The 26,811-nt window shown below is 71.7% G+C and carries 29 protein-coding genes and 1 pseudogene; 5 read left to right on the top strand and 25 right to left on the bottom strand.

Annotated features, from left to right (window positions below; all coding sequences use genetic code 11):
* Positions 1–213: 213 nt before the first annotated feature.
* Entirely contained in the window at positions 214–1,434 is a 1,221-nt protein-coding gene (locus tag ACF088_RS33880) for a methyltransferase domain-containing protein (protein ID WP_392379721.1), read from the top strand.
* A 30-nt stretch (positions 1,435–1,464) separates the two neighbouring features.
* Here ACF088_RS33880 and ACF088_RS33885 read toward each other — a convergent pair whose 3' ends face one another.
* From ACF088_RS33885 to tsaB, 4 genes are all read right to left on the bottom strand, one after another.
* On the bottom strand, positions 1,465–1,830 hold the full coding sequence (locus ACF088_RS33885) for a hypothetical protein (RefSeq protein ID WP_392379722.1): 366 nt from the start codon (positions 1,828–1,830) through the stop codon (positions 1,465–1,467).
* 119 nt (positions 1,831–1,949) lie between these two features.
* Positions 1,950–3,101 (bottom strand): tRNA (adenosine(37)-N6)-threonylcarbamoyltransferase complex transferase subunit TsaD, encoded by a 1,152-nt coding sequence (tsaD, locus tag ACF088_RS33890; protein ID WP_392379723.1) that lies wholly within the window; start codon positions 3,099–3,101, stop codon positions 1,950–1,952.
* A gap of 5 nt (positions 3,102–3,106) precedes the next feature.
* Positions 3,107–3,787 carry a GNAT family N-acetyltransferase gene (locus ACF088_RS33895; RefSeq protein WP_392379724.1) on the bottom strand — a complete coding sequence of 227 codons (681 nt, stop codon included), beginning with the start codon at positions 3,785–3,787 and terminating at the stop codon, positions 3,107–3,109.
* A complete protein-coding gene (tsaB, locus tag ACF088_RS33900) occupies positions 3,784–4,494 on the bottom strand; it encodes a tRNA (adenosine(37)-N6)-threonylcarbamoyltransferase complex dimerization subunit type 1 TsaB (protein ID WP_392379725.1) in 711 nt (236 codons plus the stop codon). The genes ACF088_RS33895 and tsaB overlap by 4 nt, the downstream gene beginning before the upstream one ends.
* A 139-nt stretch (positions 4,495–4,633) precedes the next feature.
* On the opposite strand from tsaB, the gene ACF088_RS33905 reads away from it, so the two are divergent.
* Positions 4,634–5,203 carry a L,D-transpeptidase gene (locus ACF088_RS33905; RefSeq protein ID WP_392379726.1) on the top strand — a complete coding sequence of 190 codons (570 nt, stop codon included), beginning with the start codon at positions 4,634–4,636 and terminating at the stop codon, positions 5,201–5,203.
* Positions 5,204–5,266: 63 nt separating this feature from the next.
* Here ACF088_RS33905 and ACF088_RS33910 read toward each other — a convergent pair whose 3' ends face one another.
* The 10 genes and pseudogenes from ACF088_RS33910 to ACF088_RS33955 form a co-directional block, all read right to left on the bottom strand.
* Positions 5,267–5,440 carry a hypothetical protein gene (locus ACF088_RS33910; RefSeq protein ID WP_392379727.1) on the bottom strand — a complete coding sequence of 58 codons (174 nt, stop codon included), beginning with the start codon at positions 5,438–5,440 and terminating at the stop codon, positions 5,267–5,269.
* 322 nt (positions 5,441–5,762) lie between these two features.
* Positions 5,763–6,299, bottom strand: a complete 537-nt coding sequence (gene tsaE, locus ACF088_RS33915) for a tRNA (adenosine(37)-N6)-threonylcarbamoyltransferase complex ATPase subunit type 1 TsaE (protein ID WP_392379728.1) — start codon at positions 6,297–6,299, stop codon at positions 5,763–5,765.
* A 110-nt stretch (positions 6,300–6,409) separates the two neighbouring features.
* Positions 6,410–7,744, bottom strand: a complete 1,335-nt coding sequence (locus ACF088_RS33920; protein WP_392379729.1) for an alpha/beta fold hydrolase — start codon at positions 7,742–7,744, stop codon at positions 6,410–6,412.
* Positions 7,741–8,928, bottom strand: coding sequence for an alanine racemase (alr, locus tag ACF088_RS33925; RefSeq protein WP_392379730.1), 1,188 nt, complete (start codon positions 8,926–8,928; stop codon positions 7,741–7,743). The genes ACF088_RS33920 and alr overlap by 4 nt, the downstream gene beginning before the upstream one ends.
* A gap of 59 nt (positions 8,929–8,987) precedes the next feature.
* Positions 8,988–9,854, bottom strand: coding sequence for a L,D-transpeptidase (locus tag ACF088_RS33930; protein ID WP_392379731.1), 867 nt, complete (start codon positions 9,852–9,854; stop codon positions 8,988–8,990).
* Positions 9,855–10,053: 199 nt separating this feature from the next.
* Positions 10,054–11,478, bottom strand: a complete 1,425-nt coding sequence (locus ACF088_RS33935) for an NAD(P)H-hydrate dehydratase (RefSeq protein WP_392379732.1) — start codon at positions 11,476–11,478, stop codon at positions 10,054–10,056.
* Between the two features lie 156 nt (positions 11,479–11,634).
* Positions 11,635–12,003 (bottom strand): holo-ACP synthase, encoded by a 369-nt coding sequence (locus ACF088_RS33940; protein ID WP_392379733.1) that lies wholly within the window; start codon positions 12,001–12,003, stop codon positions 11,635–11,637.
* Positions 12,000–13,847: a glutamine--fructose-6-phosphate transaminase (isomerizing) gene (gene glmS, locus ACF088_RS33945; RefSeq protein ID WP_392379734.1), complete on the bottom strand. Its 1,848-nt coding sequence runs from the start codon at positions 13,845–13,847 to the stop codon at positions 12,000–12,002. The genes ACF088_RS33940 and glmS overlap by 4 nt, the downstream gene beginning before the upstream one ends.
* 54 nt (positions 13,848–13,901) lie before the next feature.
* Positions 13,902–14,060: pseudogene (locus ACF088_RS33950) on the bottom strand (DUF397 domain-containing protein); the annotation flags it as partial.
* A 63-nt stretch (positions 14,061–14,123) separates the two neighbouring features.
* Positions 14,124–14,402 (bottom strand): hypothetical protein, encoded by a 279-nt coding sequence (locus ACF088_RS33955; RefSeq protein ID WP_392379735.1) that lies wholly within the window; start codon positions 14,400–14,402, stop codon positions 14,124–14,126.
* A gap of 239 nt (positions 14,403–14,641) precedes the next feature.
* Between ACF088_RS33955 and coaA the strand changes: the two genes are divergently transcribed.
* Together coaA and ACF088_RS33965 are read left to right on the top strand one after the other, a co-directional pair.
* Complete coding sequence (coaA, locus tag ACF088_RS33960; protein ID WP_392379736.1) at positions 14,642–15,625, top strand: type I pantothenate kinase; 984 nt, start codon at positions 14,642–14,644, stop codon at positions 15,623–15,625.
* A gap of 13 nt (positions 15,626–15,638) precedes the next feature.
* On the top strand, positions 15,639–16,577 hold the full coding sequence (locus tag ACF088_RS33965; RefSeq protein WP_392379737.1) for a DUF389 domain-containing protein: 939 nt from the start codon (positions 15,639–15,641) through the stop codon (positions 16,575–16,577).
* 30 nt (positions 16,578–16,607) lie between these two features.
* Here the strand turns inward: ACF088_RS33965 and glmM are convergent, their stop codons facing one another.
* The 4 genes from glmM to ACF088_RS33985 all read right to left on the bottom strand — a co-directional run bounded on the left by glmM (position 16,608) and on the right by ACF088_RS33985 (position 21,142).
* On the bottom strand, positions 16,608–17,966 hold the full coding sequence (glmM, locus tag ACF088_RS33970; RefSeq protein WP_392379738.1) for a phosphoglucosamine mutase: 1,359 nt from the start codon (positions 17,964–17,966) through the stop codon (positions 16,608–16,610).
* 143 nt (positions 17,967–18,109) lie between these two features.
* Positions 18,110–18,622 (bottom strand): 30S ribosomal protein S9, encoded by a 513-nt coding sequence (rpsI, locus tag ACF088_RS33975; protein WP_018090882.1) that lies wholly within the window; start codon positions 18,620–18,622, stop codon positions 18,110–18,112.
* 43 nt (positions 18,623–18,665) lie between these two features.
* Positions 18,666–19,109: a 50S ribosomal protein L13 gene (rplM, locus tag ACF088_RS33980; RefSeq protein ID WP_006604900.1), complete on the bottom strand. Its 444-nt coding sequence runs from the start codon at positions 19,107–19,109 to the stop codon at positions 18,666–18,668.
* A 398-nt stretch (positions 19,110–19,507) separates the two neighbouring features.
* Positions 19,508–21,142, bottom strand: a complete 1,635-nt coding sequence (locus tag ACF088_RS33985) for an ABC-F family ATP-binding cassette domain-containing protein (protein ID WP_392379739.1) — start codon at positions 21,140–21,142, stop codon at positions 19,508–19,510.
* A 56-nt stretch (positions 21,143–21,198) separates the two neighbouring features.
* Between ACF088_RS33985 and ACF088_RS33990 the strand changes: the two genes are divergently transcribed.
* Positions 21,199–22,071 carry a hypothetical protein gene (locus tag ACF088_RS33990; protein ID WP_392379740.1) on the top strand — a complete coding sequence of 291 codons (873 nt, stop codon included), beginning with the start codon at positions 21,199–21,201 and terminating at the stop codon, positions 22,069–22,071.
* 58 nt (positions 22,072–22,129) lie between these two features.
* Here the strand turns inward: ACF088_RS33990 and truA are convergent, their stop codons facing one another.
* The 7 genes from truA to rpmJ all read right to left on the bottom strand — a co-directional run bounded on the left by truA (position 22,130) and on the right by rpmJ (position 26,774).
* Positions 22,130–22,996, bottom strand: coding sequence for a tRNA pseudouridine(38-40) synthase TruA (truA, locus tag ACF088_RS33995; protein ID WP_392379741.1), 867 nt, complete (start codon positions 22,994–22,996; stop codon positions 22,130–22,132).
* Positions 22,997–23,142: 146 nt separating this feature from the next.
* Positions 23,143–23,610 carry a 50S ribosomal protein L17 gene (gene rplQ, locus ACF088_RS34000; protein WP_392379742.1) on the bottom strand — a complete coding sequence of 156 codons (468 nt, stop codon included), beginning with the start codon at positions 23,608–23,610 and terminating at the stop codon, positions 23,143–23,145.
* A 185-nt stretch (positions 23,611–23,795) separates the two neighbouring features.
* A complete protein-coding gene (locus tag ACF088_RS34005; RefSeq protein ID WP_003956430.1) occupies positions 23,796–24,818 on the bottom strand; it encodes a DNA-directed RNA polymerase subunit alpha in 1,023 nt (340 codons plus the stop codon).
* A 109-nt stretch (positions 24,819–24,927) separates the two neighbouring features.
* Positions 24,928–25,554: a 30S ribosomal protein S4 gene (rpsD, locus tag ACF088_RS34010; protein ID WP_311623450.1), complete on the bottom strand. Its 627-nt coding sequence runs from the start codon at positions 25,552–25,554 to the stop codon at positions 24,928–24,930.
* A gap of 26 nt (positions 25,555–25,580) precedes the next feature.
* Entirely contained in the window at positions 25,581–25,985 is a 405-nt protein-coding gene (gene rpsK / locus ACF088_RS34015; protein WP_004571845.1) for a 30S ribosomal protein S11, read from the bottom strand.
* Between the two features lie 96 nt (positions 25,986–26,081).
* Positions 26,082–26,462 carry a 30S ribosomal protein S13 gene (gene rpsM / locus ACF088_RS34020; RefSeq protein WP_392379743.1) on the bottom strand — a complete coding sequence of 127 codons (381 nt, stop codon included), beginning with the start codon at positions 26,460–26,462 and terminating at the stop codon, positions 26,082–26,084.
* A 198-nt stretch (positions 26,463–26,660) separates the two neighbouring features.
* Positions 26,661–26,774, bottom strand: a complete 114-nt coding sequence (gene rpmJ / locus ACF088_RS34025; RefSeq protein ID WP_003956441.1) for a 50S ribosomal protein L36 — start codon at positions 26,772–26,774, stop codon at positions 26,661–26,663.
* Between the last annotated feature and the right edge of the window lie 37 nt (positions 26,775–26,811).

A 26,811-nucleotide genomic window follows, 5' to 3' on the forward strand; every position in this document is an offset into this window, starting at 1 on the left:
CAGGGGTGTGGGACGTAAAGCGAAGCAGTCCCACACCCCTGCCCCGGAGGCCCGTCACCGCACCCACAGCCCCGCGCAGCGGACCCGCCCGCCGCCAGGCGCAATGGCGGGAAAGCCAAAAACGGGCCGAGGCAAAGCGCAGCGGACCGGCCCGCCGCCAGGCGCAGCGGCGAGCAGCCCCCACGGCGGGACAGCCGAAAACGCGGGAGGACAATGGCACCCGTGAACGACCTAGACGCTTTCGTCGGCCTCATCGCCCCGGAGGGGCAATCGCTGCTGGCCGAGCTGCGCGACCACGACCCGGCGGACGAGCTCGCGGCAGCCACCCGGCTGCGCCGCGACCACCCCGCGCCGCTGGTTTCGGCCGCGCTCGGCCAGGCCCGGCTGCGGCAGCGCGCGGCGGCGAAGTTCGGCGCGGATGCGTGGCTGATGTACTTCACGCCGAACGGTGTCGAGCAGTCCACCCGCGCCACGGTCGCCGCCCACCGCGCCGCCCGGTTCGCCGCGCAGGGCGTCCGTACGCTGGCCGATCTGTGCTGCGGTATCGGCGGCGACGCGATCGCGCTGGCCCGGGCCGGGATCCGGGTGCTGGCCGTGGACCGTGACCCGCTGGCCTGCGCCGCGGCCCGGGCCAACGCCGAAGCGCTGGGGCTCGCGGAGCTGATCAAGGTGCGCTGTGCGGACGTGACAGACGTCGACACGGCAGGATATGACGCGGTGTTCGTCGATCCGGCACGGCGCAGCAAAGCCAGGGGCGGGCGGATCTTCGACCCCGAGGCGTACTCGCCGCCGCTGTCATGGGCCGTCGAGGCGGCCCGCAGGGCACCCGTCGCGGCGTTGAAGATCGCGCCGGGGGTGCCGCACGATGCGCTGCCCGAGGACGCCGAGACGGAGTGGATCTCGGACGGGGGTGACGTCAAGGAGGCCGTGGTGTGGTTCGGCACGGCGGAGGACGGGACGGCCCGCCCCACGCCCGGCGGCCGCCGCGCCACCCTGCTCCCGGCCGGGGACTCGCTGCTGGGCGCGGGGCTGCCGGACCCCGAACCGGGGCCGGTCGGGGACTGGCTGTACGAGCCGGACGGGGCGGTGATCCGTGCCCATCTGGTCGCGGATGTCGCCCGGCGGATCGGCGGGCGGCTGATCGATCCGACGATCGCGTACCTGACCGCGGACCGGCTGGCCGAGACGCCGTACGCGACCGCCTACGCGATCACCGATGTGCTGCCGTTCCACGTGAAGAGGCTCAAGGCGCTGCTGCGGGAGCGCGAGGTCGGCGTCGCGGTGATCAAAAAGCGCGGCTCGGCGGTGGAGCCGGAGGAGCTGCGCAAGAAGCTGAAGCTCGGCGGCGGCCGCAACTCCTGCACGATCTTCCTGACCCGGGTCGCCGGCGCCCCCACGATGCTGCTGGGGCACCCGGCGGCGGACGCCCGTTGACCGGCGCTCACGCCAGGTCCCTACCGGTGCTCACGCCAGGTCGGTGAGGTCCTCGGCGTAGATCTGGGAGAGCGGCTGCGGGCCGATGTACTGCTGGCAGGTGCACTGGCCCGCCTCGTACTGCACCGGCTTGTGGTCGGCGTCCCAGGCGACCGCGACCTCCACCAGCTCATGACACTTGCCCTTTTTGTCATGCTTGGCGAGGTGGTGGGTACAGCCGCACACCGGCTGCGGCGGCTGCTGTGCGGCGGCCAGCTCCTGCCGCTCCTGACGGGCGGTCTCCAGCCGCTCGATCTTGCGTTCGTGCCGCGTCCGCAGTGCCGTACGGGCGGTGTCGGCGACCTTCGCGAAGCCGCCCGCCATGAAGAAGACGAAGACCCACCAGAACCAGTCCACAGCCTGCCGCCTCCCCACGCGCGCCCGGTGCTGCCTGCCAGGGTAAGACCTCGGGCCGGACCTCGGGCCAGGGGAGGCGTGAGGACTCACAGAACGACAGAACAAGCCCTCGGCCGGCCTCAGGAGTAGAGGTTGTGCTTGCTCATCTCGTGGTCGTGGCCGTGGCCGTGGCCGTGGCCGTGGTGATGGTGTTGGGAGGCGGACGGCTCTTCGTCCGTCTCCCCGGGCACATGCGGTTCGGTGACCGGCAGGGACGAGTCGGCGGAGAGGTCCCAGGCGGACGCCGCCCGGCCCCGTGTCACCATTTCCGCGCCCAGGGCGGCGACCATCGCACCGTTGTCGGTGCACAGCTTGGGCCGCGGCACCCGCAGGGTGATCCCGGCGTCCTCGCAGCGGCGCTGGGCCATCGCCCGCAGCCGGGTGTTGGCCGCGACCCCGCCGCCGATCATCAGGTGGTCCACGCCGTTGTCCTTGCAGGCCCGGACGGCCTTCCGGGTCAGCACATCCACCACGGCCTCCTGGAAGGACGCCGAGACATCCGCCACCGGCACCTCTTCGCCGGCCGCCCGCTTGGCCTCGATCCAGCGGGCTACGGCCGTCTTCAGACCGGAGAAGGAGAAGTCGTAGACCGGGTCGCGGGGGCCGGTCAGTCCGCGCGGGAAGCGGATCGCGTCGGGGTTGCCCTCGCGTGCGTAACGGTCGATGACCGGGCCGCCCGGGAAGCCGAGGTGCAGCACCCGCGCGATCTTGTCGAAGGCCTCGCCCGCCGCGTCGTCGATGGTCGAGCCCAGGGGGCGTACGTCGGAGGTGATGTCGGGCGCCAGCAGGAGGGAGGAGTGGCCGCCGGACACCAGCAGGGCCATCGTCGGCTCCGGCAGCGGGCCGTGCTCCAGCTGGTCGACGCAGATGTGCGAGGCGAGGTGGTTGACGCCGTAGAGCGGCTTGCCCAGGGCGTAGGCGTACGCCTTGGCGGCCGAGACGCCGACCAGCAGCGCGCCGGCCAGGCCCGGTCCGGCGGTGACCGCGATGCCGTCCAGGTCGGAGGCGGCGACGCCGGCGTCCTTCAGGGCGCGCTGGATGGTGGGGACCATCGCCTCCAGGTGGGCGCGCGAGGCCACCTCCGGCACCACACCTCCGAAGCGGGCGTGCTCGTCGACGCTGGAGGCGACCGCGTCGGCGAGGAGGGTGTGGCCGCGGACGATGCCGACACCGGTCTCGTCGCAGGAGGTCTCGATGCCGAGGACGAGCGGTCCGCCGCGTGAGTCAGCCATGAGTGTCAAGTTCCTTGTACGGAGGGTGCTTCGGAGGAGGTCTGGGTGGTGCGCCGCATGACCAGGGCGTCGACGTTGCCGGGCTGGTAGTAGCCGCGGCGGAAGCCGATCGGCTCGAAGCCGAAGCGCTCGTAGAGGCGCTGCGCGCGTACGTTGTCGACCCGTACCTCCAGCAGCACCTCGTGGCATTCGAAGTCCGTCGCGGCGCCGAGGAGTTCGGTCAGCAGCCGGGCGCCGAGGCCGGTGCCCCACTGGTCGCGGGCGGTGGCGATGGTCTGGATGTCGCCGGTGCCGTCGACGGCGGCCAGCCCGCCGTAGCCGACCAGCCGGCCGTCCCGCCCGGCACCCGGCCTTCCCCCGGCTCTCGGCTCCGTTCGAGCAGGGGAGACCCCAAGCCCCTCATCGGCGCCTCCCCCAGACGCTGTCCGGGGGGACCCCCGGCGCGGCGGCACCTCCAGTTCGGCGACGAGGTAGCGGCGGGTGGCGTACGGGCCGCGCGCATGGGCCAGCTCGGACCAGAACATGCCCGGCGACCAGGCGTCCTCGGGGAACAGCTCCCGTTCCAGCTCCAGCACCGGCGCAATGTCCCACCAGCGCATCTCGCGCAGCACCGCACCGGGCCGAGGGGCCCCGCCGGGCGGCGGGGGCGCCGCGGGGCGCCGGTCGGGCGACGGGCGGGTGGTCACCGGGGAGTGACCACCTTGTAGTTGGCGGGCACCTGGGCGTCCGGGCGGCGCAGATACAGCGGCTGCGGGGGCGGCAGCTCCTCGCCCGCGGCCAGCTTGCCCGCGGCCAGGGCGGCCAGCGCCCCGGCGGACTGGTGCTCGGGGGCCTCGCGCCGCAGGCCGGTGAAGACCGTGTCGTAGAGCACGGCGCCCGCGCCCACGGCGGGGACGCCGGCCACCTGGTCGGCGATGTCCGCGGGACGGTCGACGGAGGGCTCGCTCAGGCGGGTGATCGAGCGGGGCGCGGCGGAGCCGCTCGCCGAAGGGCCGTGGCCGGACGAGGGGCCGGCCTCGTAGCGCGCCCAGTAGACCTCCTTGCGGCGGGCGTCGGTGGCCACGACGAAGGGCTCGGTGAGCCCGGAGGCATAGGCGAGGCCGTCCAGCGTGCACAGGCCGTGGACGGGTACGCCGAGGGCCGCCCCGAAGGTCGCGGCGGTCACCAGGCCGACCCGCAGACCGGTGTACGGCCCCGGGCCCACGCCGACCACGATGTCGCTGACGGCATCGAGTTTCAGACCCGCCTCGGCCAGCACCCGGTCGACGGCGGGCAGCAGCAGCTCGCCGTGGCGGCGCGCATCCACCTGGCGGGACTCGGCGAGGACCCGGGTGCCGTCGTGGAGCGCGACGGTGACGGCGGGGGTGGCGGTGTCAAGAGCTAGCAGCAGCACGTCCTTAAGACTACGGCTCGGCCGGTGGTACCTGTCGCGGTGCTACCGTCGCCCCCGTAGCCCAGCAGCAAGCAGCCCGGCATTCCCAGGTCCGGGGCTCCCCGCCAAAGGCAGGGAGAGGGAGGAAGGTGGCACAGCGGTGCCCGCTAAGAGCAGCACGATCGTCACCGCGCTGACCACGGCTGCCGTGGTGGTGGTCGGTGTGCTCGGCTACCAGGCCGCGGCGTCCGCTCCGGACACCCTCACCCAGACCCGCAAGGACACCCGCCACAGCGTGCCCAAGAGCCCGCCGGAGCGCGGCGGCAAGAAGGACAAGGCCCCCGCCGCGGCCGCGGTCCCGCCGTCGTCCGGCAAGGGCCGCCGGATCGTCTATTCGCTGGACGCCAAGCGGGTCTGGCTGGTCGGCGCGGACGGCAAGGCGGTGCGTACGTACCCGGTCACGCCGAGCCCGGTCGGCCCGCCGCTGGGCGCGTACGCCGTCGGCTCGCGTTCGGTGAGCGTCACGGGCTCCGACGGCATCGCGATCGAGCATGTGGTGCGGTTCGCGAGTGTGGAAGGCGTCACCATCGGCTTCAGCGCGGCCGTCGACGGCTCCATGCCCGCCCCGGGCTCGTCGAAGCGGACCGGCGGCATCCGTGAGTCGCGGGACGACGGCAAGGCGATGTGGGACTTCGCCCTGCACGGCACCAAGGTCGTCGTGGTCTCCTGACCGCGCGGCCCGGCCGGTGGCGACCCCGGCCGGTTCTGCATGCGCCGCATTCGCCCCTACGGGCTACGCCGCGTCGCGGCCTGTGGTGGACGCCACCCCGGGCCCGTCCTGCTCCTCGCCCTCCGCTTCCGGCTCGCCCGCCGGCTTCGCGGGCTTGCCCCGGTCGGCTTCCTCGGCGGCGTCCGGGGGCGTGGAAACGGCGCTGGCCGCGGCACCCGCCGCCAGCAGTTCATTCATGGTCGGCGTCTCGCGCGCGGCGCACCCGGCCGCCGCGACGGGGGTGCCCCCGCGCCTTTCAGGCGTAGTGGGGGGCTGGTGGGCCGACATGGACGCCTCCCGGGGCTCCTGGGACGAGCGACAGAAGCTAGGCTTGCTACTTAGGCTGACCTAACTGGGGTCTCCACCCATGTCACCACGCCCGGCACCAGGTGCGCAACATCTTACCGACGGCTTGTCGGAAACTACCGGGCGGTGCCGGCCGGATCGGCGCCCGCCGGTCCGCTGCCACGGCCCCCGCCACAACCGCCGCCACAACCGCCGTCAGGCCTGGGGGAAGCCGTCAGCAGGTCTCCAGCGCGAGCAGGCCGGCGTCCGCCCAGCGGGCGCCGAGACCGGTGACCGTCACCTCGCGCACATCGTCCACGTCGTCCTCGGGATGCCCGCCCGCACCACCGGGTGCATCCGCACCCACGGCGCGCCCGATGACCACGTGCAGCCGGTCCTCGGAAAGCTCCTCGACCTTGCCGTCGCCCCACTCCACGACCACCACCGACTCCGGCAGCGAGACATCGAGGTCCAGGTCCTCCATCTCGTCCAGCCCGCCGCCGAGCCGGTACGCGTCGACATGCACCAGCGCGGGACCGCCGGTCAGCGAGGGGTGTACCCGGGCGATGACGAAGGTCGGCGAGGTCACGGCGCCGCGTACGCCCAGCCCCTCGCCCAGGCCACGGGTCAGCGTCGTCTTGCCGGCGCCCAGCTCACCGGTGAGCAGTACCAGGTCGCCGGGGCGCAGCAGCGGGGCCAGCCGGCGGCCCAACTCCTGCATCTGTTCGGGAGACTTGACGGTGACGTGCGCAATCGCTCCGGTGGTGCTCATGCCGCAAATGGTACGTCCCGCCCGGCGCCCGGCCGCCGCCCCTCGGCGGTGCCGCCGCGGGGCGGCAGGCTGTGCCCCGCCCGGCCGGGCACAGCCTGCCGCCCGGCGCCTCAGGCGCGGGCGTGCCGCGAGCTGCGGGCCGCCACGCTCGCCCGCTCCACCAGCGACACCAGCTGCTCATTGACCAGCTCGGGCCGCTCCAGCATCACCAGATGCCCGGCGCCGGGCACACACACCAGGTCCGCGTGCGGCAGCACCTCGGCGATCGTCCGGCTGTGGTCGGCGGGCGTGATCAGATCGCTCTCCCCGGCGAGCACCAGTGCGGGCACCGCGTCGTACGCCACCAGCGCCTCGGTCTTGTCGTGCACCGCGAACGCCGGGAAGAACTCGGCGACCACATCGATCGGGGTCGCCTCGATCAGCCGCTCGCCGAACCGGGCGATCCCCGGGTCCACCTTCTCCGGCGTCCCGAACGAGTACCGCTTGATCAGCCCCGCGAAGAGATCGGCGGTGGCCCGCCGCCCGCGCTCGACGATCTCGTGCTGCCAGCCCAGCGCCTTGAGGACGCCCGGCGCGAGCCAGTGGAAGGCCTTGACGCCCATGGACGGCAGCCCGAAGCCGACCTCGCTGAGCCGTCCTGCGGAGGTGCCGATCAGGGCCACCCCGACCACCCGCTCCGCGACGTACTCGGGGAACTGGTCGGCCAGCGCCATCACCGTCATCCCGCCCATGGAGTGCCCGACCAGCACGATCGGTCCCTCGGGGACCGCGGCGTCCAGCACCGCCTTCAGGTCCCGGCCCAGCAGGTCGATGGTGACCGGTTCCGTGCCGTCGATCTGGCCGTGGCCGCGTGAGGAGCGGCCGTGGCTGCGCTGGTCCCAGTGGACGGTGCGCACCGTGCCGCGCAGCGCGGAGCGCTGGAAGTGCCAGGAGTCCTGGCTCAGGCAGTAGCCGTGGCTGAAGACGACCGTGGGAGCCGCGGAGCGCCGCCCCAGCACCGCCGTCAGCCGCTTGCGCAGACCGCCGTGGGCCTCCTGCGCGGCGCGGGCCTCCTTGCCGCGGACCGGCTTGGCGGACCGGTCGTTCTTGCCGTGCTTGCCGGGCTTGCCGTTCACCGCGCCCTTGGCCGCCCCGTCGTCCTTCTCCGGCGGGCCCGGCTCGTCGACCTCGTAGTACAGCTCGGTGCCGTCCTCGGCGATCGCGGCACCCGGGGTGCCGCGCAGCGTGCCGTACGGGCCCGCGGCGTCCAGCGCGAGCCGTGCGCGGCGCCGCATCCCGCGGCCGACCGTCATCCGCTCTATCGCCACACCGGCCGCGGCACCCGCCGCGACCACGCCGATCGCGGCGCCGGCGACACCGGCGTGCCGGCCCGCCCGCGCCCAGTTGCCGGCCACCTCGGCCGCGGTCTCGACCGCCTGCGCGGCGGCTTCCTGTCCCTCGGTCATGCCGTACCCCCCGTGAGCGCGCTGTCTCCTTCGGCTTCGCTCCCCGTGCCGCTGTCCACATAGACGCGTGGCACCCGGGATCCGATCCGGGTGACGATTTCATACCCGATGGTTCCGGCCACGCGGGCCCAGTCCTCGGCGGTCGGCTCACCGCGGTCCCCGGGGCCGAACAGCACGGCCGGATCGCCCGGCTCGGCGTGCGCGCCGTGCAGGTCGACCACGAACTGGTCCATCGCGATCCGCCCGGCGACCGTCCGCCACTCGCCGGCGACCAGCACGGGGCCGACGCCGGAGGCATGCCGCGGGATGCCGTCGGCGTAGCCGAGCGGGACCAGCGCCAGGGTGGTCTCGCCGGACGTCGTGTAGTGGTGCCCGTACGACACGCCGTGGCCGCCCGGGACGCGCTTGACCGACGCGAGCGAGGCCTCCAGGGTCATCGCCGGGCGCAGCCCGAAGTCCTGGGAGGTGCCGACCTCGGGGCTGGGCGAGAGGCCGTAGATGCCGATGCCGGTGCGGACCAGGTCGAAGTGCGCCTCGGGCAGCGTCAGCAGCGCCGGGGTGTTGGCGATATGCCGCACCTCGGGGTGCAGCCCGGCCGTCTCGGCGGTCTTCAGCGCCGCATGGAAGACGTCCAGCTGGGCGGCGATCGAGGGGTGTCCGGGCTCATCGGCGCAGGCGAAGTGCGACCAGACGCCGGTGACGGTCACCGTGCCCTCGGCCTCGGCGGCCCGGGCCGCGGCGGTCAGTTCCGGCCAGTCGGCGGGCGGGCAGCCGTTGCGGCCGAGACCGGTGTCGACCTTGAGCTGGACGCGGGCGGTGCGGCGGCACGCCCGCGCCGCCGCCCGCACCTCGTCGAGCGCCCACAGCCCGCTCACCGCGACGTCGATGTCCTGCTCGACGGCCCGCTGCCAGGGGCCGCCCGGCGTCCACAGCCAGCACAGCAGCCGCCCGGTGTCACCGGCCGCCCGCAGCGCGAACGCCTCCTCGGGCAGTGCCGTGCCCAGCCAGCCCGCACCGGCCTCACGGGCGGCGCGCGCGCAGCGCACCGCCCCGTGCCCGTAGCCGTCGGACTTGACCACGGCCATCAGCTCTGCCCGGGGTGCACGGGCCCGCAGCGCACGGACGTTCGACCGCACGGCGGCGACGTCGATGGCGGCACGGGCACGCTTCGCTGTCTCGTTCATCCCCCTCAGTGTCGCAGGCGACCTTGCGGATCCCCGGGGGACGGGCGGGGAAACCGTGCTCACACGCCGGGTTTCCGCCCCCAGACGTGCACGATGTCGCCCCTATTGAGCACTTCCCACGCCCTTCGCGCGTCCGTCATGGTGAGGTTGACGCAGCCGTGCGAGCCGGCCCCGGAGAAGATGTCCTCGTGGACGCCGTGCAGCGCCTCCCCGCGGTCGAAGAACTGGGCGTACGGCATGGAGGTGCCGTACAGGTTGGAAATGTGCTGTCGGTGCCGCAGATAGATCCGGTACGTGCCGGTACGGGTCTCCATCGTCGGCGCACCGGAGCGGATCGCCACCGGGTCGAAGATCACCCGCCCGTCCTGCTGCACCCACATCAGCTGCCGGTTCAGATCGACACACACGGTCCGCTCGGCCCGGTCGGGACAGTGACCGGCCCGGTTGGGGTCCTTCTTGGCCCGCATCACCCGCACCATCGCCCCGGTGACCGGCCCCGCGAATCCGGACGCCGGCGCAATGCGGTGCGCCTGCTGGAACCGCCGGATCGCCCGGCAGTCCCCCGCACTCTGCCGCCCGTCCACCTCGCGCCGCAGATAACGCTCCGCCTGCCGCTGGTAGGGCCCGGTGGCGGCACTGCAGCGCAGCGCCCTCGTGCCGGGGCGCCGTGCCTCGGACCGCGGCACGTACTCGATGTGCAGCTGCCGCCCCGGCGCCCGCACCGTGCGCGGCAAACCGGGGACCAGGTCGGACGGTCCGTACGCGGCGAACGGCTGCCTCACGGCCCTCGCCGACGGCTGTGTCACGGCCCTCGCGGACGGCTGCGTCACGGCCGCTGCGGGCGACGGTGCCACGGCCACCGCGGGCGGCCCGGCGACAACGAGCAACGAGGCGCAGACCAGCAGCGCCGGAAGAGTGCGTTTCATGCCCTCACGCATGCCGTGGCGCGGCGGCCGCGCGGCCCGCCGGGCGCCAGGTTCGCCCTGGTGCCCGCCCCATTCCCCCGCGGGGCGTAACGCCGGTCCGTCGCCTGCCGTCAGCCGGTCGCCTGCGGCCGGCCCGTCGTCGGCGGCCGGCCCATGGCCCGCTGTCGGCCCGTCATCCGCCGCCCGTCGTCGGCTGCTGTCAGTCCGTCACATCCCGCCAGGCCGCCGCCAGATGGCCCGCGACCTCCGAGGCCAGGATCGGTGCGCCGGCCGGCCCGGCCGCCCGGCGGGCCGCCAGCCCGTGCAGATACGCACCGACCGATCCCGCGTCCCGCGCCGTGAGTCCCGCGGCGAGCAACGCCCCCGTCACCCCCGACAGCACATCCCCGCTCCCGGCCGTCGCCAGCCAGCTGGTACCCGTGGGATTGACCCGCACCGGCCCGTCCGCCTCCGCCACCAGCGTCGTCGAGCCCTTGAGCAGCACCGTGGCGCCGTACCGCGCCGCCAGCTCCCGTACGGAGGCCAGCCGGGCCGCCTCGACCTCCTCGCGCCCGCGTCCGAGCAGTGCGGCGGCCTCCCCCGCATGCGGCGTCAGCAAGGTCGGGGCGGTGCGCTCGGCGACCCGCTGCGGCGTCAGGAACCGCAGCCCGTCCGCGTCCACCAGCACCGGCACCTCCGCCGCCAGCACATCGTCCAGCGCGTCCGATTCCTCGCCGATGCCGGGGCCGATCACCCACGACTGCACCCGGCCCGCCTTGTCCGGCGGCCCGGCGTGCACCAGCGTCTCGGGGAAGTGCGCCACCACCGCGTCGGCGGCCGGCCCGACATAGCGCACGGCCCCCGCGCCGCCCCGCAACGCGCCCGCCACCGCGAGCACCGCCGCCCCCGGATACCGCGCGGACCCGGCGACCACCCCGACCACGCCCCGCCGGTACTTGTCGCTCTCGGGCGCCGGACGCGGCAGCAGCTCCGCCACGTCCGCATGCTGCAACGCCTCGGCGTCGGCCTCCTGCGGCAGCGCGAGCCCGATGTCCACCAGTCGCAGCGCCCCCGCCCGCTCCCGCGCCGGGTCGATCAGCAGCCCCGGTTTGTACGCGCCGAACGTCACCGTGGCGTCGGCCCGTACGGCGTCCCCGGCGACCTCACCGCTGTCCGCGTCCACACCACTGGGCAGGTCCACCGCCACCACCGGCGCCGACTCCCAGGCGGCCTGCGCGAGTTGGGCGGCCTCCGGACGCAGCCCGCCCCGTCCCCCGATCCCGACGATCCCGTCCACGACCAGACCCGCCCGTGCGATGTCCCGCCGCGCATCGGCCGAGACGCGCCCCCCGGCGGCCCGCAGCGCGGCCAGCCCGCCCTGGTGCGCCCGTTCGGGCGAGAGCAGCACCGCCGCCACCCCGGCCCCCCGCCGCGCCAGCCGGGCACCGGCGTACAGCGCGTCCCCGCCGTTGTCGCCGCTGCCCACCAGCAGCACCACCCGGGCCCCGTACACCCGCCCCAGCAACTCCGCGCAGGCCGCGGCCAGTCCGGCCGCCGCCCGCTGCATCAGGGCCCCTTCGGGCAACCGGGCCATGAGCTCTCGCTCCGCGGCCCGCACGGTCTCCACGCTGTAGGCAGTCCTCATGCCGACAAGTCTCGCCCCTCGCCCACGGGGTGCGCGGCATTTCTCTCACGGGCCCCCGGGGGGATTTCCGCTCGCGAGGGATTCCCCGCGCGGGGTCCCGCCCCGCAAAGACGGCGCCCGCCCACCGACGAACGGGGGGCGGGCGCCGCAACGGCCTCATCCCTCGGCGATCACCACCGCCGAGGCGACCCCCGCGTCATGGCTCAGCGACACATGCCACGACCGGACCCCGAGCTCCTTCGCCCGGGCCTCGACGGTGCCCCGTACGCGCAACCGCGGCTGCCCGCTGTCCTCGACGTACACCTCGGCATCGCTCCAGTGCAGCCCGCCCGGCGCCCCGAGCGCCTTGGCCAGCGCCTCCTTGGCGGCGAACCGCGCCGCCAGCGAGGCGATGCCGCGGCGCTCACCGCTGGGCAGTATCAGCTCCTCCTCGATGAACAGCCGCTGCGCCAGCTCCGGCGTACGCTCCAGCGCCGCGCCGAAGCGCTCGATCTCGGCGACGTCGATCCCGACCCCGATGATCACTCGACCGTCACCGACTTGGCGAGGTTGCGCGGCTGGTCGACCTCGTTCCCGCGGGCGGTGGCCAGCTCGCAGGCGAACACCTGCAGCGGGATCGTGGACACCAGCGGCTGCAGCAGCACCGGCGTCCGCGGGATCCGCACCAGGTGGTCGGCGTAGGGCACCACCGTCTCGTCCCCCTCCTCCGCGATCACGATCGTCCGCGCCCCGCGGGCCCGGATCTCCTGGATATTCGACACGATCTTGTCGTGCAGCACGGACCGCCCGCGCGGCGACGGCACCACGACGACCACCGGCAGATCGTCCTCGATCAACGCGATCGGCCCGTGCTTGAGCTCCCCGGCCGCAAAGCCCTCCGCGTGCATATACGCGAGTTCCTTGAGCTTGAGCGCACCTTCCAGCGCCACCGGATAGCCCACGTGCCGGCCGAGGAACAGCACGGTGTTCTTGTCGGCGAGGGAGCGCGCCAGCTCCCGGACCGGCTCCATCGTCCCGAGCACCTGGTCGACCTGGGTGCCGATGGCCGCCAGTTCGCGCACCACGTCCCGGATCTCGTCGCCCCACTTCGTGCCCCGCACCTGCGCGACGTACAGCGCCACCAGGTAGCAGGCCACCAACTGCGTCAGGAACGCCTTTGTCGACGCCACCGCGACCTCGGGCCCGGCGTGCGTGTACAGCACCGCGTCCGACTCCCGCGGAATGGTCGAGCCGTTCGTGTTGCAGATGGCGAGCACCTTCGCGCCCTGCTCGCGCGCATGACGCAGCGCCATCAGGGTGTCCATGGTCTCGCCGGACTGGCTGATCGCGATGACCAGCGTCCGCCGGTCCAGGATCGGGTCGCGATAGCGGAATTCACTCGCCAGCTCGGTCTCGCACGGAATCCGCGTCCAGTGCTCGATCGCGTACTTGGCGATCATCCCCGCGTGGTACGCCGTCCCGCAGGCCACGATGACGACCTTGTCGACCTCGCGCAGCTCGGCGGGCGGGATCCGCACCTCGTCCAGGGACAGCTCCCCCGAAGCGTCGATCCGCCCCAGCAGCGTGTCGGCAACAGCCTTCGGCTGCTCCGCGATCTCCTTCAGCATGAAGTAGTCGTAGCCGCCCTTCTCGGCGGCCGAGGCGTCCCAGTCGATGTGGTACTCGCGCACCTCGGCGGGCGCCCCGTCGAAGCCGGTGACCGTCACCGCCTCCCGGCGCAGCTCCACCACCTGGTCCTGCCCCAGCTCGATCGCCTCACGGGTGTGCGCGATGAACGCCGCCACATCCGACGCGAGGAAGGCCTCACCGTCCCCGACCCCCACCACCAGCGGCGAGTTCCGGCGCGCCCCGACCACCACGTCCGGCTCATCGGCATGCACCGCGACCAGCGTGAACGCACCCTCCAGCCGCCGGCAGACCTGCCGCATCGCCTCGGCCAGCTCCCCGCAGGACGAGTAGGCCTCGGCCAGCAGATGCGCCACGACCTCGGTATCCGTCTCGGACGCCAACTCGTGCCCGCGGTCGGTGAGTTCCGCGCGCAGCCCGGCGAAGTTCTCGATGATGCCGTTGTGCACGACGGAGACCCGGCCGGCGTTGTCCATATGGGGGTGGGCGTTCCCGTCGGTGGGCCCGCCGTGGGTGGCCCACCGGGTGTGCCCGATACCGGTCGAGCCGGCCGGCAACGGACGGTCGGCCAGCTCCTTCTCCAGATTGGCGAGTTTGCCGGCCTTCTTGGCCGCTGCCAGCCCGCCATCGGCCAGCACGGCGATACCCGCCGAGTCATAGCCGCGGTACTCCAGCCGCTTCAGACCGGCCAGGACGACGTCAAGGGCGCTCTGCCCGCCCACATATCCCACGATTCCGCACATGGGGGCAGGGTACGCCGGGGCCCTGAGCCACCGGCGGCGGCATGTACCGGCGAGTCACCGATCGAAAAGCCCGGCCCGCACGGCCCCGACAAACGCGGCCCACGCACCAGGCGTGTGAAACGGCGTCCCGCCCTCACGGTCCTTGCTGTCCCGGACGGCCCGACCACCGTCGGCGGTGCGGGCGACCTCCACGCACTCCTGATTGATCCCCTGTGAGGCTCTGGCCTGACGACCTCGGTGACGCTCCCACGGCTCTCCAGCGGGTGCCCACCGCCCTCAATACCCCCGCGCTATCCGGCCGTGCGCCTCCCGCACCGTCTCCAGGAACTCCTCGTCCGCCTCCGCGTCCGCCCCGAGCTCGCTGCCCGGCTCGTGGCGCTCCAGGAAATCACCTAAATCCTCGCCCAGATCCTCGTCCGGCAGCTCTTCCGCAAGCTCGGCGTACACCCGCGCGGCGAACCCGTCCGATGCGGCATCCGCCGCCCGGCCCCCGGTCGCGCTTATGGTCCTCCCCCACGGCCACTGTCCCAGCAGGCCGGCCCTACGCGCTCCCACACGCACCCCCTGAATCGTCCTCGGCCCGAAGCCGGGCCGTCCTCGGCCCGTGGACAGGCCGCTCCCCGCTGCCGACCGTACCGGGCAAAATCCCTCGGGTACAGACACGCAGGCAGAGAAGCCCCAAGCCCGCCCCGACGTCCACAAGACCGGCCTCCGGGCTGCCCCCTGGGCATATCGGGGGGCTCGGCCGGGCACCCCGATATGAACGGCGTGTGGCGGCTGCGCACAATGGGCGCGTGCCCCTGACGACCGATCCGCAGCAACGACGCCGCGCCGACGGCTCTCCGTACGTCGACCTGACGCGCGCACAGTGGAGCGCCCTACGGGAGAAGACCCCACTGCCCCTGACGGCCGACGAGGTCGAACGGCTGCGGGGCCTGGGTGATGTCATCGACCTCGACGAGGTGCGCGACGTCTATCTCCCGCTGTCCCGGCTCCTCAACCTCTATGTCGGCGCCACCAGCAATCTGCGCGGCGCGCTGAACACCTTCCTCGGCGACGTGGGCAGCGGCCCCCAGCCCGGCACCCCGTTCGTCATCGGGGTCGCGGGCAGCGTGGCCGTCGGGAAGTCCACCACCGCCCGGCTGCTGCAGGCGCTGCTGGCCCGCTGGCCCGAGCATCCGCGGGTCGAACTGGTCACCACCGACGGCTTCCTGTTTCCCAATGCCGAGCTGCACCGCCGCGGCCTGATGTCCCGCAAGGGTTTCCCGGAGTCCTACGACCGGCGGGCGCTGACCCGCTTCGTCGCGGATGTGAAGTCCGGCAAGGCCGAGGTCACCGCACCCGTCTACTCCCACCTCGTCTACGACATCGTGCCCGGCGAGCGGCTGACCGTGCACCGCCCGGACATCCTCATCGTCGAGGGCCTGAACGTCCTGCAGCCGGCGCTGCCCGGCAAGGACGGCCGCACCCGCCTCGGACTCGCCGACTTCTTCGACTTCTCCGTCTACGTCGACGCCCGCACCGAGGACATCGAGAAGTGGTATCTCGGCCGCTTCCGCAAGCTGCGCGAGACGGCCTTCCAGAACCCGTTCTCGTACTTCCGCAAGTACACCCAGGTCTCCGAGGACGAGGCCCTCGACTACGCACGGATGATCTGGCGCACCGTCAACAAGCCCAACCTGCAGCAGAACGTGGCCCCGACCCGCGGCCGCGCGAACCTGGTGCTGCGCAAGGGTCCTGACCACAAGGTGCAGCGGCTGTCGTTGCGCAAGCTCTAGGGAGTCGCACGCCGTGCTGCATCTACGCCTGATCGTCCCCGGGAACCGCACGGACGACGTGCTCCGGCTGCTGGAGACGACCGTCGGAGTGACCCATCTGGTGGTATTGCCCGGGGCGGCCCGCGATCCGCAGGGCGATGTGGTGATGTGCGATGTCGCCCGGGAGGCCGCCGACGGGCTGCTGGCCGGGCTCCGGGCGAGGGAGCTGGAACGGACCGGTTCCATCGCGCTGGAGCACATCGATCTGTCGCTGTCCCGGCGGGCCGACCGGGCGGCGGACGACGCCCCCGGCGAGGGCGCCGACGCCGTGCTGTGGGAGTCACTGACCGACGCCACCCACGAGGAGTCCACACTCTCCGCGACCTACCTGGCGTTCCTGACGGTCGCCACGATGATCGCGGCCTGTGGTGTGGTCCTGGACAACGCCATTCTGATCGTCGGCGCGATGGCGGTCGGCCCGGAGTTCGGCCCGCTGGCCGGTATCTGCACCGCGCTCGTCCAGCGGGCACCGCGCCTGGCCTGGCGCTCTCTCCAGGCGCTGCTCGTCGGTTTCGCGCTGGCGATGGCGGTCACCGTGGGCTTCAGCCTCTTCATGGACGCGGTGGGCCTCTTCCACATCGAGGACCTGGGAGCCGCGCGCCCGAACACCAACTTCATCTACCGGCCCGACTGGTTCTCGTTCGTCGTCGCCGTGCTCGCCGGCACCGCCGGGGTGCTCTCGCTGACATCGGCGAAGTCCGGCGCCCTGGTCGGGGTGGCGATCTCCGTGACCACGGTCCCGGCCGCCGCCAACGCCGCGGTGGCCCTCGGCTACCAGGAGTACGGCCAGGCCTGGCACTCCATGGAACAGCTCCTGCTCAACCTGGCCGGCATCGTCCTCGCCGGCACGCTCACCCTGGTGGCACAGAAGCTGCTGTGGGCCCGGCATGACACCGGGCCCGCCCTCCGCTAGGAGGACAGGCCCGGAGAGCGGCGAAAGCGCTCAGCCCAAGGCGGACTTGACCGCGTCGGCCAGCCGCTCGGCCACCGCCCGCGCCTGCTCGATGTCCGCGGCCTCCACCATCACCCGCACCAGCGGTTCCGTGCCGGACGACCGCAGCAGCACCCGGCCGGTGGCACCCAGCTCCCGCTCCGCCTCGGCAACCGCCGCGGTCAGCTCGGGGGAGGTGGTCACCCGCGACTTGTCGACGTCGGGGACGTTGACGAGGATCTGCGGCAGCCGCTCCATGACGCCCACCAGGTCGGCCAGCGGCCGGCCCGTCACGGCGACCCGGGCACCCAGCATCAGACCGGTCAGCGTGCCGTCGCCGGTCGTCGCATGATCCAGCACGATCACATGGCCGGACTGCTCACCGCCCAGCGCGAGGCCGTGCGCCTTCATCTCTTCCAGGACGTAGCGGTCGCCGACCGCGGTCTGGACGAGGTCGATGCCCTCGCGCTCCATGGCCAGCTTGAAGCCCAGGTTGGACATCACGGTGGCGACGACGGTGTTCTTGCGCAGCATCCCCGCCTCGCGCATCCCGAGCGCCAGCACGGCCAGGATCTGGTCGCCGTCGACCTCGTTGCCCTCGCGGTCCACGGCCAGGCAGCGGTCCGCGTCGCCGTCGTGGGCGACACCCAGGTCGGCGCCGTGCTCGACGACGGCCGCACGCAGCAGCTGGAGGTGGGTGGAGCCACAGCCTTCGTTGATGTTCAGGCCGTCGGGGTCGGTGCCGATCGTGATGACATCGGCGCCGGCCCGCGCAAAGGCCTCGGGCGAGACCCGCGCCGCCGCACCGTGCGCACCGTCGATGACGATCTTCAGCCCGTCCAGGCGGTTGGGCAGCACGCCGACGAGATGCGCGACATAGTTGTCGAAGCCCTCGTCATAGACGGTGACCCGGCCCACACCGGCGCCGGTCGGCCGCTCCCAGGGCTCACCGGAGCTGTGTGCCCGGTAGGTCTTCTCGATCCGGTCCTCCAGCTCGTCGGCGAGCTTGTGGCCGCCGCGGGCGAAGAACTTGATGCCGTTGTCGGGCATCGGGTTGTGACTGGCGGAGAGCATCACGCCGAGGTCCGCACCGAGCGAGCCGGTCAGATAGGCGACCGCCGGGGTCGGGAGCACCCCCACCCGCAGCACGTCCACGCCGGCGCTGGCCAGGCCCGCGACGACCGCGGCCTCCAGGAACTCCCCGGACGCGCGTGGATCGCGTCCGACCACCGCCACCGGCCGGTGACCTTCGAACGTGCCCGCTTCCGCGAGCACATGCGCCGCAGCGACCGACAGACCGAGCGCCAGCTCCGCCGTCAGATCCGCATTGGCGACGCCGCGCACACCGTCCGTGCCGAAGAGTCGTCCCACTGGTGTCCTCCGAGTAGATGAGCTTGGACCAGAGCATTAAGTCCAGGTATACGCCCCAGGTCCTGGATAGCCGAACGCCCCGGCAGCACGGATCCGTGCCACCGGGGCGTTCGCCAAGTGCTGCATGTCGCAGCGAGCGCGGATTAGCGCTTGCTGTACTGCGGCGCCTTACGGGCCTTCTTCAGACCGGCCTTCTTGCGCTCGACCGCACGGTCGTCACGCTTGAGGAACCCGGCCTTCTTCAGCGCGCCGCGGTTGTTGTCGACGTCCGCCTCGTTCAGCGCACGGGCCACGCCCAGGCGCAGCGCACCGGCCTGGCCGGAGATGCCGCCGCCGGAGATGCGGGCGACAACGTCGTAGCGGTTGTCGAGCTCGAGCACCTTGAAGGGCTCGTTGACTTCCTGCTGGTGCACCTTGTTGGGGAAGTAACCCTCAAGGGTGCGACCGTTGATCTTCCACTGGCCGGTGCCCGGAACGATCCGGACGCGGGCGATGGCGTTCTTGCGACGGCCCAGGCCGGCGGCCGGCTGCGGGTCGCCGAAGCGGGAGGCGAGGGACTCGGAGGTGTACTCCGACTCCACGACCTCGGTCTCAGTGGTGTATTCCTCGACGGCGTCGTCGTTCTCGATGACGGTCTCGGGAGTGGTCTCGGCCACGATGCTCCTCAGAATTCTCTGTCGTCTTAGGGGGTGGCCGGACTTACTGCGCGACCTGGGTGATCTCGAACGGGACCGGCTGCTGCGCAGCGTGCGGGTGCTCGGCGCCCGCGTAGACCTTCAGCTTCGAGAGCATCTGACGGCCGAGGGTGTTCTTGGGGAGCATGCCCTTGATGGCCTTCTCGACGGCCTTCTCGGGGTTCTTGTCGAGCAGCTCGTCGTAGCGGACGGAGCGCAGACCACCCGGGAAACCCGAGTGGCGGTAGGCCATCTTCTGGGTCCGCTTGTTGCCGGACAGGTGCACCTTGTCGGCGTTGACGATGATGACGAAGTCGCCCATGTCAACGTGCGGCGCGTAAACGGGCTTGTGCTTACCCCGCAGGAGGGACGCGGCCTGGGTGGCCAGACGGCCCAGGACAACGTCCTGCGCGTCAATGATGTGCCACTGGCGCTGGACATCGCCGGGCTTGGGGCTGAACGTACGCACGGTTAGCCTTCGCTTCTTCAGAGGTGGGGTGTCCCCAGAGCCTGAGGCCTCGGGGACGGGTCCTGTACTGGTCACCACTACCGATCACACCAGCAGGAGCGGCACTACGGGTGACGCAACCCGATCGTCCGTCGCTGGTCATCGGCCCGGTGGACCGCGTAAGGGCCCCCTCACGTGAGATAGAGCAAGCCAATACGCATAACGAACAGGCAGAATACCGGCCCGGCCCCGGTGGGGTCAAAACGCCCCCCGAACCGGCGTGCGGTACCGGCCTCCGCCGTCTCCCCGGTCACCGTGAGTACCGGCCGCCACACGGTACCCATCCGCACCGTCACCGGCGCAAGCCGCCGGCGCGCCGCGGACACCCCGGGCCCGGCCCGACACGCCCACCGACGCCCCTACCGCTCGCGCACCACCCGCCGCTCGTCCCACACCGGCTCCGCCGTCTCCCGTACCAGCCCGTCCGAGCCGAACACCAGGAACCGGTCGAAGGACCGCGCGAACCACCGGTCGTGTGTCACCGCCACCACCGTCCCCTCATACGCCTCCAGCCCCTCCTGCAGCGCCTGAGCCGACTCCAGGTCCAGGTTGTCCGTCGGCTCGTCGAGCAGCAGCGCGGTGGTGCCGGACAGCTCCAGCAGCAGGATCTGGAAGCGCGCCTGCTGGCCGCCGGAGAGCCGCTCGAAGCGCTGCTCGGCCTGCTGCTCCAGTTCGTAGCGGCGCAGCGCCGACATGGCCTGGCCCTTGTTCTTGGCGTGCTCGGTCCACAGGATGTCGAGCAGGGTGCGGCCCATCAGCTCGGGGTGTGCGTGCGTCTGCGCGAAGTGGCCGGGGACCACCCGGGCGCCCAGCTTCCAGCTGCCGGTGTGCGCGACGGGGTTCTGGTCGTCCCCGGCCAGCAGCCGCAGGAAGTGGGACTTGCCCGACCCGTTGGAACCGAGGACCGCGACCCGCTCGCCGTAGAAGATCTCCAGGTCGAACGGCTTCATCAGACCGGTCAGCTCCAGGCGCTCGCAGGTGACCGCCCGTACGCCGGTGCGCCCCCCGCGCAGCCGCATGGTGATGTCCTGCTCGCGCGGCGGCTCCGGCGGCGGCCCGGCCTCCTCGAACTTCTTCAGCCGGGTCTGCGCCGCCGCATAGCGCGAGGCCAGCTCGTGGCTGACCGAGGCCGCCTGCCGCAGCGAGACCACCAGCTTCTTGAGCTGCGCATGCTTCTCGTCCCAGCGCCGCCGCAGCTCCTCGAAGCGGGCGAAGCGCTCCTTGCGCGCCTCGTGGTAGGTGTCGAAGCCGCCGCCGTGCACCCATACGTCGGAGCCCGCGGGCCCCGGCTCGACGCTGACGATCTTCTCCGCGGAACGGGCCAGCAGCTCCCGGTCGTGCGAGACGAACAGCACCGTCTTACGGGTCTGCCGGAGCTGCTCCTCCAGCCAGCGCTTGCCGGGCACGTCCAGATAGTTGTCCGGCTCGTCCAGCAGCAGCACCTCGTCCGTGCCGCGCAGCAGCGACTCCAGCACCAGCCGCTTCTGCTCGCCCCCGGACAGCGTGCGCACCTGCCGCCACTGCGCCTTCTCGTACGGCATCCCCAGGGCCGCCGTCGTGCAGATGTCCCAGGCCGTCTCGGCCTCGTAGCCGCGCGCCTCGGCCCAGTCGCTGAGCGCCTGGGCATAGGCCATCTGCGCGGCCTCGTCGTCGCCCTCGGCGGTCATCATCGCCAGCTCCGCGGCGTCCACCGCCGCTGCCGCCGCCCTGATCCGTGGCTGGGCCACGGACACCAGCAGGTCACGCACCGTGCGCTCGTCCCGTACGGAGCCCACGAACTGCGGCATCACGCCCAGCCCGCCACTGACCGTCACCGCTCCGCCGTGCGGCTGGAGCTCCCCCGCGATCAGCCGCAGCAGCGTTGTCTTGCCGGCGCCGTTGGCTCCCACCAGCGCGACCGACGCGCCCTCCCCCACCCGGAAGGACACGTCTCCCAGCAGGACCCTCCCGTCCGGCAGGTAGTACTCCAGATGTCCGGCCTCAAGATGTCCCATGAGCGGGATTGTGACCGGCCTCCGGGCGTTCCACCAACCCCATTAGGATGCGCGGCATGAGCTTTGGGCAAGGGGGGCCGTTCGACGGCCCCGGGGGTTCTCCGTCGTCCACTCCCGACTGGGGCGCACTCGCCGCGGAGAGCGAGGTACAGGCCCGGCGCAAACGCCGGCTGTGGATCGGAGGCGGAGCGCTGGCGGCCCTCGCAGTGGCCGGCATCGTCACCTTCGCCGTCATAGCCGGCGGCAGTGGCTCGCCGAGCGGCAATCCGACGGCGTCGCCCACGGCATCCGACCAGGCCGCGGCGCCGGACGACCAGCCGTCCTTCCCCGACGTCTCCGTGCCGCCCCCGCCCAACCCGCGGGACTTCATCTCCGACCCCAAGAAGGACAAGGCGCCGCTCACCCCGGCCACCCTCTTCGGGCAGAAGAGCATGGTGGTCGGCGCGCACACCTACCCGCGCACCAAGACCGCCACCACCAAGGACTGCACCGCGGCCGCCCAGGGACCGCTCGTCTCCTCGCTGTCCCACAACGGCTGCAAGCAGTTGCTGCGCGCCACCTACGCCAAGGGCGGCGTCGCGGTCACCCTCGGCGTCGCGGTCTTCGACTCGCCCGCCCAGGCCGCCAAGGTCGTGAACGAGAACAAGGCCAACCTCATGCCGCTGCCCGGCGGCGGGGTCCCCGGGGACTTCTGCCAGGGCACGAAGTGCCGGATGGCCACCAACGCCACCGGCCGCTACGCCTACTTCACGATCGCCGGCTACCTCAACGGCAAGGACGTCACCAACACGGAGACCAAGGCCCGGCAGATCGCCCGGGACGGCGGCGCCTACGCGTTCAGCCAGATCACCCAGCGCGGCAAGGACCAGGCCGCCAAGGCTGCCGAACAGCAGCTCAGGGACGCCCGGAAGAAGGCCGGCAAGTCCTGACCGCTTCCGGTGGCGCCGCCCTTCCCGGCGGCGCCCCGAAGGCTCCACGGGCCACCGCTCAGCAGCAGCCGCCCCCGCCGCCGCCCCCGGGCAGCGTCCGCTTGTTGCGCGCCTCCTGGTTGCGCGCCATCAGCAGCTCGTCGGCCGGATAGCCGACCTCCTCCAGCGTCAGCCCGTGCGGCCGTACGACATGGACGGCGGAGTCCCGCACCCCGGCGGCCAGCACCTTCCCGGGCCACTCCACCGGCCGGTGCCCGTCGCCGACGAACAGCATCGCCCCCACCAGCGACCGCACCATGTTGTGGCAGAAGGCGTCCGCCCGCACGGTCGCCGTGATGATCCCGTCCGACCCGCGCGACCAGCTCAGCTCCTGCAGCGTACGGATCGTCGTCGCGCCTTCCCGCCGCTTGCAGTACGCCGCGAAGTCGTGCTCCCCCAGCAGCGGCCGCGAGGCCTCGTTCATCGCCTCGACGTCCAGCTCCCAGTCGTGCCACAGCACATGGCCCCGCAGCAGCGGATCCACGCCCCCGTGGTGATCGGTCACCCGGTACGCATACCGCCGCCAGATCGCCGAGAACCGCGCATTGAACCCGTACGGCGCCTCGGCCAGCCGCCACACCCGCACATCCTTCGGGAGCCGCCCGGCCAGCCGCCGCAGCAGCTTGTCCCGGTGCTCGGCCCACACCGCCCCGGGCAGATCCACCTGCGCCACCTGCCCCCGCGCATGCACCCCCGCATCCGTCCGCCCGGCCACGGTGAGCTCATAGGTCTCCCCGGACCGCGTCACCGTCCGCAGCGCGTCCTCGATCTCCCCCTGCACGGTCCGCCGGCCACCGGCCTGCTTCGCCCACCCGGAGAAGTCCTTTCCGTCGTAGGAAAGGTCCATCCGCACCCGGACGAACCCGGGCTCCACTTCGTCACTCACGACAGCAATCCTCCCTCACGCCGCGGGCAGTCGTTCCGCACGGGCGCCTCCCCCGGCCACGGCGGACCGGCCCCGCCACCGCCCGCCCGCACATGCGAAAGCGGGCCCGCCCCCAAGGGCGGACCCGCTCACACGTCCGTCAGGACTCAGGCGTCCTTCGACTCCTCGGTCGCCTCGACGGCCTCGGCCGCCTCCGCGTCCTTGGCCGCACGCTTCGTCGCGGCCTCGGCCTCACCGGTGGCCTGCTGGGCCACGGTCAGCGCCTCCACCAGCTCGATGACGGCCATGGGCGCGTTGTCGCCACGGCGGTTACCGATCTTGGTGATACGGGTGTAGCCACCCGGGCGGTTCTCGAACCGCGGGGCGATCTCCGTGAAGAGCGTGTGCACGACGCTCTTGTCCGAGATCAGCTGCATGACCTGACGGCGGTTGTGAAGGTCGCCCTTCTTCGCCTTGGTCACCAGACGCTCCGCGTACGGACGCAGACGACGGGCCTTGGCCTCGGTCGTCGTGATGCGGCCGTGCTCGAAGAGCGACGTGGCCAGGTTGCGCAGCATCAGACGCTCGTGCGCAGCGCTGCCGCCCAGACGGGCACCCTTGGCGGGCTTCGGCATGGTGTATCTCCTTCATCGCTGCACCGGCCGTATCAGGTACCGGTGTCAGTTCCCACGAGGCGGCCGCCCCGCGGAAGATTCTGCATTTTCCGGGGGACAACCCCCGGGCCCCCAGCCGGAAACACAAGCCGGTGGCCGGCACGACAGGGGCCCGGGAATCGCTCCCGGGCCCCAGCCGGACAAACTCAGTACTGCTCGGTCTCCACGAACCCGGCGTCCGCGTCGTCGTCCGCGCCGAAGGCGTCGGCAGCAGCGGTCGGGTCGAATCCGGGCGGGCTGTCCTTGAGGGCCAGGCCCATGCCGGCCAGCTTCGCCTTGACCTCGTCGATCGACTTCGCACCGAAGTTGCGGATGTCGAGCAGGTCGGCCTCGGAGCGCGCCACGAGCTCACCCACGGAGTGGATGCCCTCACGCTTGAGGCAGTTGTACGAGCGGACCGTGAGCTCCAGCTCCTCGATCGGCAGCGCCAGGTCGGCGGCCAGGGCGGCATCCGTCGGGGACGGGCCCATGTCGATGCCCTCGGCGTCGATGTTGAGCTCGCGCGCCAGACCGAACAGCTCGACCAGGGTCTTGCCGGCGGACGCCATGGCGTCCCGCGGGCGCATGGCCTGCTTGGTCTCGACGTCGACGATCAGCTTGTCGAAGTCGGTGCGCTGCTCGACACGGGTCGCCTCGACCTTGTACGTGACCTTGAGCACCGGCGAGTAGATGGAGTCGACCGGGATACGGCCGATCTCCTGGCCCACCTGCTTGTTCTGGACGGCGGAGACATAGCCGCGACCGCGCTCGACGGTCAGCTCCATCTCCAGCTTGCCCTTGCCGTTGAGCGTGGCGAGGACCAGGTCCGGGTTGTGCACCTCGACACCGGCCGGCGGGGCGATGTCCGCAGCGGTGACCAGCCCGGGGCCCTGCTTGCGCAGGTACATCACGACGGGCTCGTCGTGCTCGCTGGAGACCACCAGCTGCTTGATGTTGAGGATGAGGTCGGTGACGTCCTCCTTGACGCCCGGCACGGTGGTGAACTCGTGCAGGACACCGTCGATGCGGATGGACGTGACCGCCGCACCCGGAATCGAGGACAGGAGGGTCCGACGCAGGGAGTTGCCGAGGGTGTAGCCGAAGCCCGGCTCCAGCGGCTCGATCACGAACCGGGAGCGGTATTCGTCGACGACCTCTTCGGTCAACGAGGGACGCTGAGCAATCAGCATGGTGTTCGATCCTTCAGTCGTGGACGCCCGCTATTTGACGCCCGCTGTACTGACAAGGGTACGGGCGGCACGGCGCATACAGCTCCGTACCGCCCCCACCGGTCAGCTCTTACTTGGAGTAGAGCTCAACGATCAGCTGCTCCTGCACCTGGGTGTCGATCACCTGGCGCTCGGGCATGCTGTGCACGAGGATCCGCAGGTTCGAGGGAATCGCTTCCAGCCAGGCCGGAACGGTCCTCTCGCCGGCCTCGGCCTGCGCCACCGCGAACGGGGTCAGGTTCCGAGAGCCCTGGCGGACCTCGACGATGTCGTTCACGGCCACGCGAGCCGACGGAATGTCGGTCTTGCGGCCGTTCACCGTGATGTGTCCGTGACGGACCAGCTGACGGGCGTGGTCGCGGGACTTGGCGAAGCCGGCCCGGTAGACCACGTTGTCGAGACGAGTCTCAAGGATGCGCAGAAGGTTCTCACCGGTCTTGCCGGTCTTCTGGTTCGCTTCCTTGTAGTAGTTCACGAACTGCTTCTCAAGGACACCGTAGATACGGCTGCACTTCTGCTTCTCACGAAGCTGGAGCAGGTACTCGCTGTCCTTGGTGCGCCCGCGACCGTGCTCACCCGGGGGGTAAGGACGGATCTCGATCGGGCACTTTGCGCTCTCGCACTTGCTCCCCTTGAGGAAGAGCTTCTGCTTCTCCCGACGGCAACGCTTGCAGTCGGCCCCGGTGTAACGCGCCATATTGTTTTGTCTCCTACTTCAGCTGGTCAGACGCGGCGGCGCTTGGGCGGGCGGCATCCGTTGTGCGGGGTGGGGGTGACGTCCTGGATCGAACCCACCTCGAGGCCGGTGGCCTGGAGGGAGCGGATCGCGGTCTCACGGCCGGAGCCGGGACCCTTGACGAAGACGTCAACCTTGCGCATGCCGTGCTCCTGCGCGCGGCGGGCGGCCGACTCGGCGGCCATCTGCGCGGCGAAGGGGGTGGACTTGCGCGAGCCCTTGAAGCCGACGTGGCCGGCAGAGGCCCAAGAAATCACGTTGCCCGTGGGGTCGGTGATCGAAACGATCGTGTTGTTGAACGTGCTCTTGATGTGAGCGTGCCCGTGGGCAACGTTCTTCTTCTCCTTGCGGCGCACCTTCTTGGCGCCGGCCGTACGGCCCTTCGGAGGCATTCATTACTCCCGTGGAGGTGGTCGGTCCTACAGCGAAGACCGCTTGCAGGGGCCTGGGGGGTCTCCCCCAGGGCACACAGTGCGTCCTGCTGAGGACTACTTCTTGCCCGGCTTCTTCTTGCCGGCGATCGCGCGACGCGGACCCTTGCGGGTACGGGCGTTCGTGCTGGTGCGCTGACCGTGCACCGGCAGACCGCGACGGTGACGCAGACCCTGGTAGCAGCCGATCTCGACCTTGCGGCGGATGTCGGCCTGGATCTCGCGACGGAGGTCACCCTCGGTCTTGAGGTTGTTGTCCACGTACTCGCGGATCTTGATGAGGTCTTCCTCGGCAAGATCGCGAACACGGGTGTTCGGGTCCACGTCGGTGGCGGCGAGGGTCTGCTGCGACAGCGTCCGCCCGATACCGAAGACGTAGGTGAGGGCGACCTCCACACGCTTTTCGCGCGGGAGATCAACGCCTGCGAGGCGTGCCATTGATGTGGCTCCTGATGGCTATTCGGAGGTCTTCCGCAGCACCGTTCCCGTAAGACTCTGCAGAATTACGAGCCGGGTCCCCGGCCTCCGAGCCGAGGGTGTCGTCCCCACGCGAGTGATGCGGGGGTCGGGTGACTGCGTATGTACGTATGTGCTTGCGTCGCGCGAAAACTGCGAAATGCAGGTGGTCGGCGTGCGTCAGCCCTGGCGCTGCTTGTGGCGCAGGTTGTCGCAGATGACCATGACCCGGCCGTGACGGCGGATCACCTTGCACTTGTCGCAGATCTTCTTGACGCTCGGCTTGACCTTCATGGGATGTGAGGTTCTCCGGGTCAGTGCCGTCACCCCA

The sequence above is a fragment of the Streptomyces sp. NPDC015125 genome, from assembly GCF_043080045.1.
GTDB lineage: Bacteria > Actinomycetota > Actinomycetes > Streptomycetales > Streptomycetaceae > Streptomyces.

Coding starts and splice junctions, on each gene's coding strand:
- alr (WP_392379730.1), bottom strand. CDS start 8,928: ATGAACGAGACAGCGAAGCGTGCCCGTGCCGCCATCGACGTCGCCGCC.
- ACF088_RS33930 (WP_392379731.1), bottom strand. CDS start 9,854: ATGAAACGCACTCTTCCGGCGCTGCTGGTCTGCGCCTCGTTGCTCGTT.
- ACF088_RS33985 (WP_392379739.1), bottom strand. CDS start 21,142: ATGGGACATCTTGAGGCCGGACATCTGGAGTACTACCTGCCGGACGGG.
- rpmJ (WP_003956441.1), bottom strand. CDS start 26,774: ATGAAGGTCAAGCCGAGCGTCAAGAAGATCTGCGACAAGTGCAAGGTG.
- ACF088_RS33990 (WP_392379740.1), top strand. CDS start 21,199: ATGAGCTTTGGGCAAGGGGGGCCGTTCGACGGCCCCGGGGGTTCTCCG.
- glmS (WP_392379734.1), bottom strand. CDS start 13,847: ATGTGCGGAATCGTGGGATATGTGGGCGGGCAGAGCGCCCTTGACGTC.
- ACF088_RS33935 (WP_392379732.1), bottom strand. CDS start 11,478: ATGAGGACTGCCTACAGCGTGGAGACCGTGCGGGCCGCGGAGCGAGAG.
- tsaE (WP_392379728.1), bottom strand. CDS start 6,299: ATGAGCACCACCGGAGCGATTGCGCACGTCACCGTCAAGTCTCCCGAA.
- rpsM (WP_392379743.1), bottom strand. CDS start 26,462: ATGGCACGCCTCGCAGGCGTTGATCTCCCGCGCGAAAAGCGTGTGGAG.
- tsaD (WP_392379723.1), bottom strand. CDS start 3,101: ATGGCTGACTCACGCGGCGGACCGCTCGTCCTCGGCATCGAGACCTCC.
- ACF088_RS34005 (WP_003956430.1), bottom strand. CDS start 24,818: ATGCTGATTGCTCAGCGTCCCTCGTTGACCGAAGAGGTCGTCGACGAA.
- rpsK (WP_004571845.1), bottom strand. CDS start 25,985: ATGCCTCCGAAGGGCCGTACGGCCGGCGCCAAGAAGGTGCGCCGCAAG.
- rpsD (WP_311623450.1), bottom strand. CDS start 25,554: ATGGCGCGTTACACCGGGGCCGACTGCAAGCGTTGCCGTCGGGAGAAG.
- ACF088_RS33920 (WP_392379729.1), bottom strand. CDS start 7,744: ATGACCGAGGGACAGGAAGCCGCCGCGCAGGCGGTCGAGACCGCGGCC.
- ACF088_RS33880 (WP_392379721.1), top strand. CDS start 214: ATGGCACCCGTGAACGACCTAGACGCTTTCGTCGGCCTCATCGCCCCG.
- rplQ (WP_392379742.1), bottom strand. CDS start 23,610: ATGCCGAAGCCCGCCAAGGGTGCCCGTCTGGGCGGCAGCGCTGCGCAC.
- ACF088_RS33910 (WP_392379727.1), bottom strand. CDS start 5,440: ATGAATGAACTGCTGGCGGCGGGTGCCGCGGCCAGCGCCGTTTCCACG.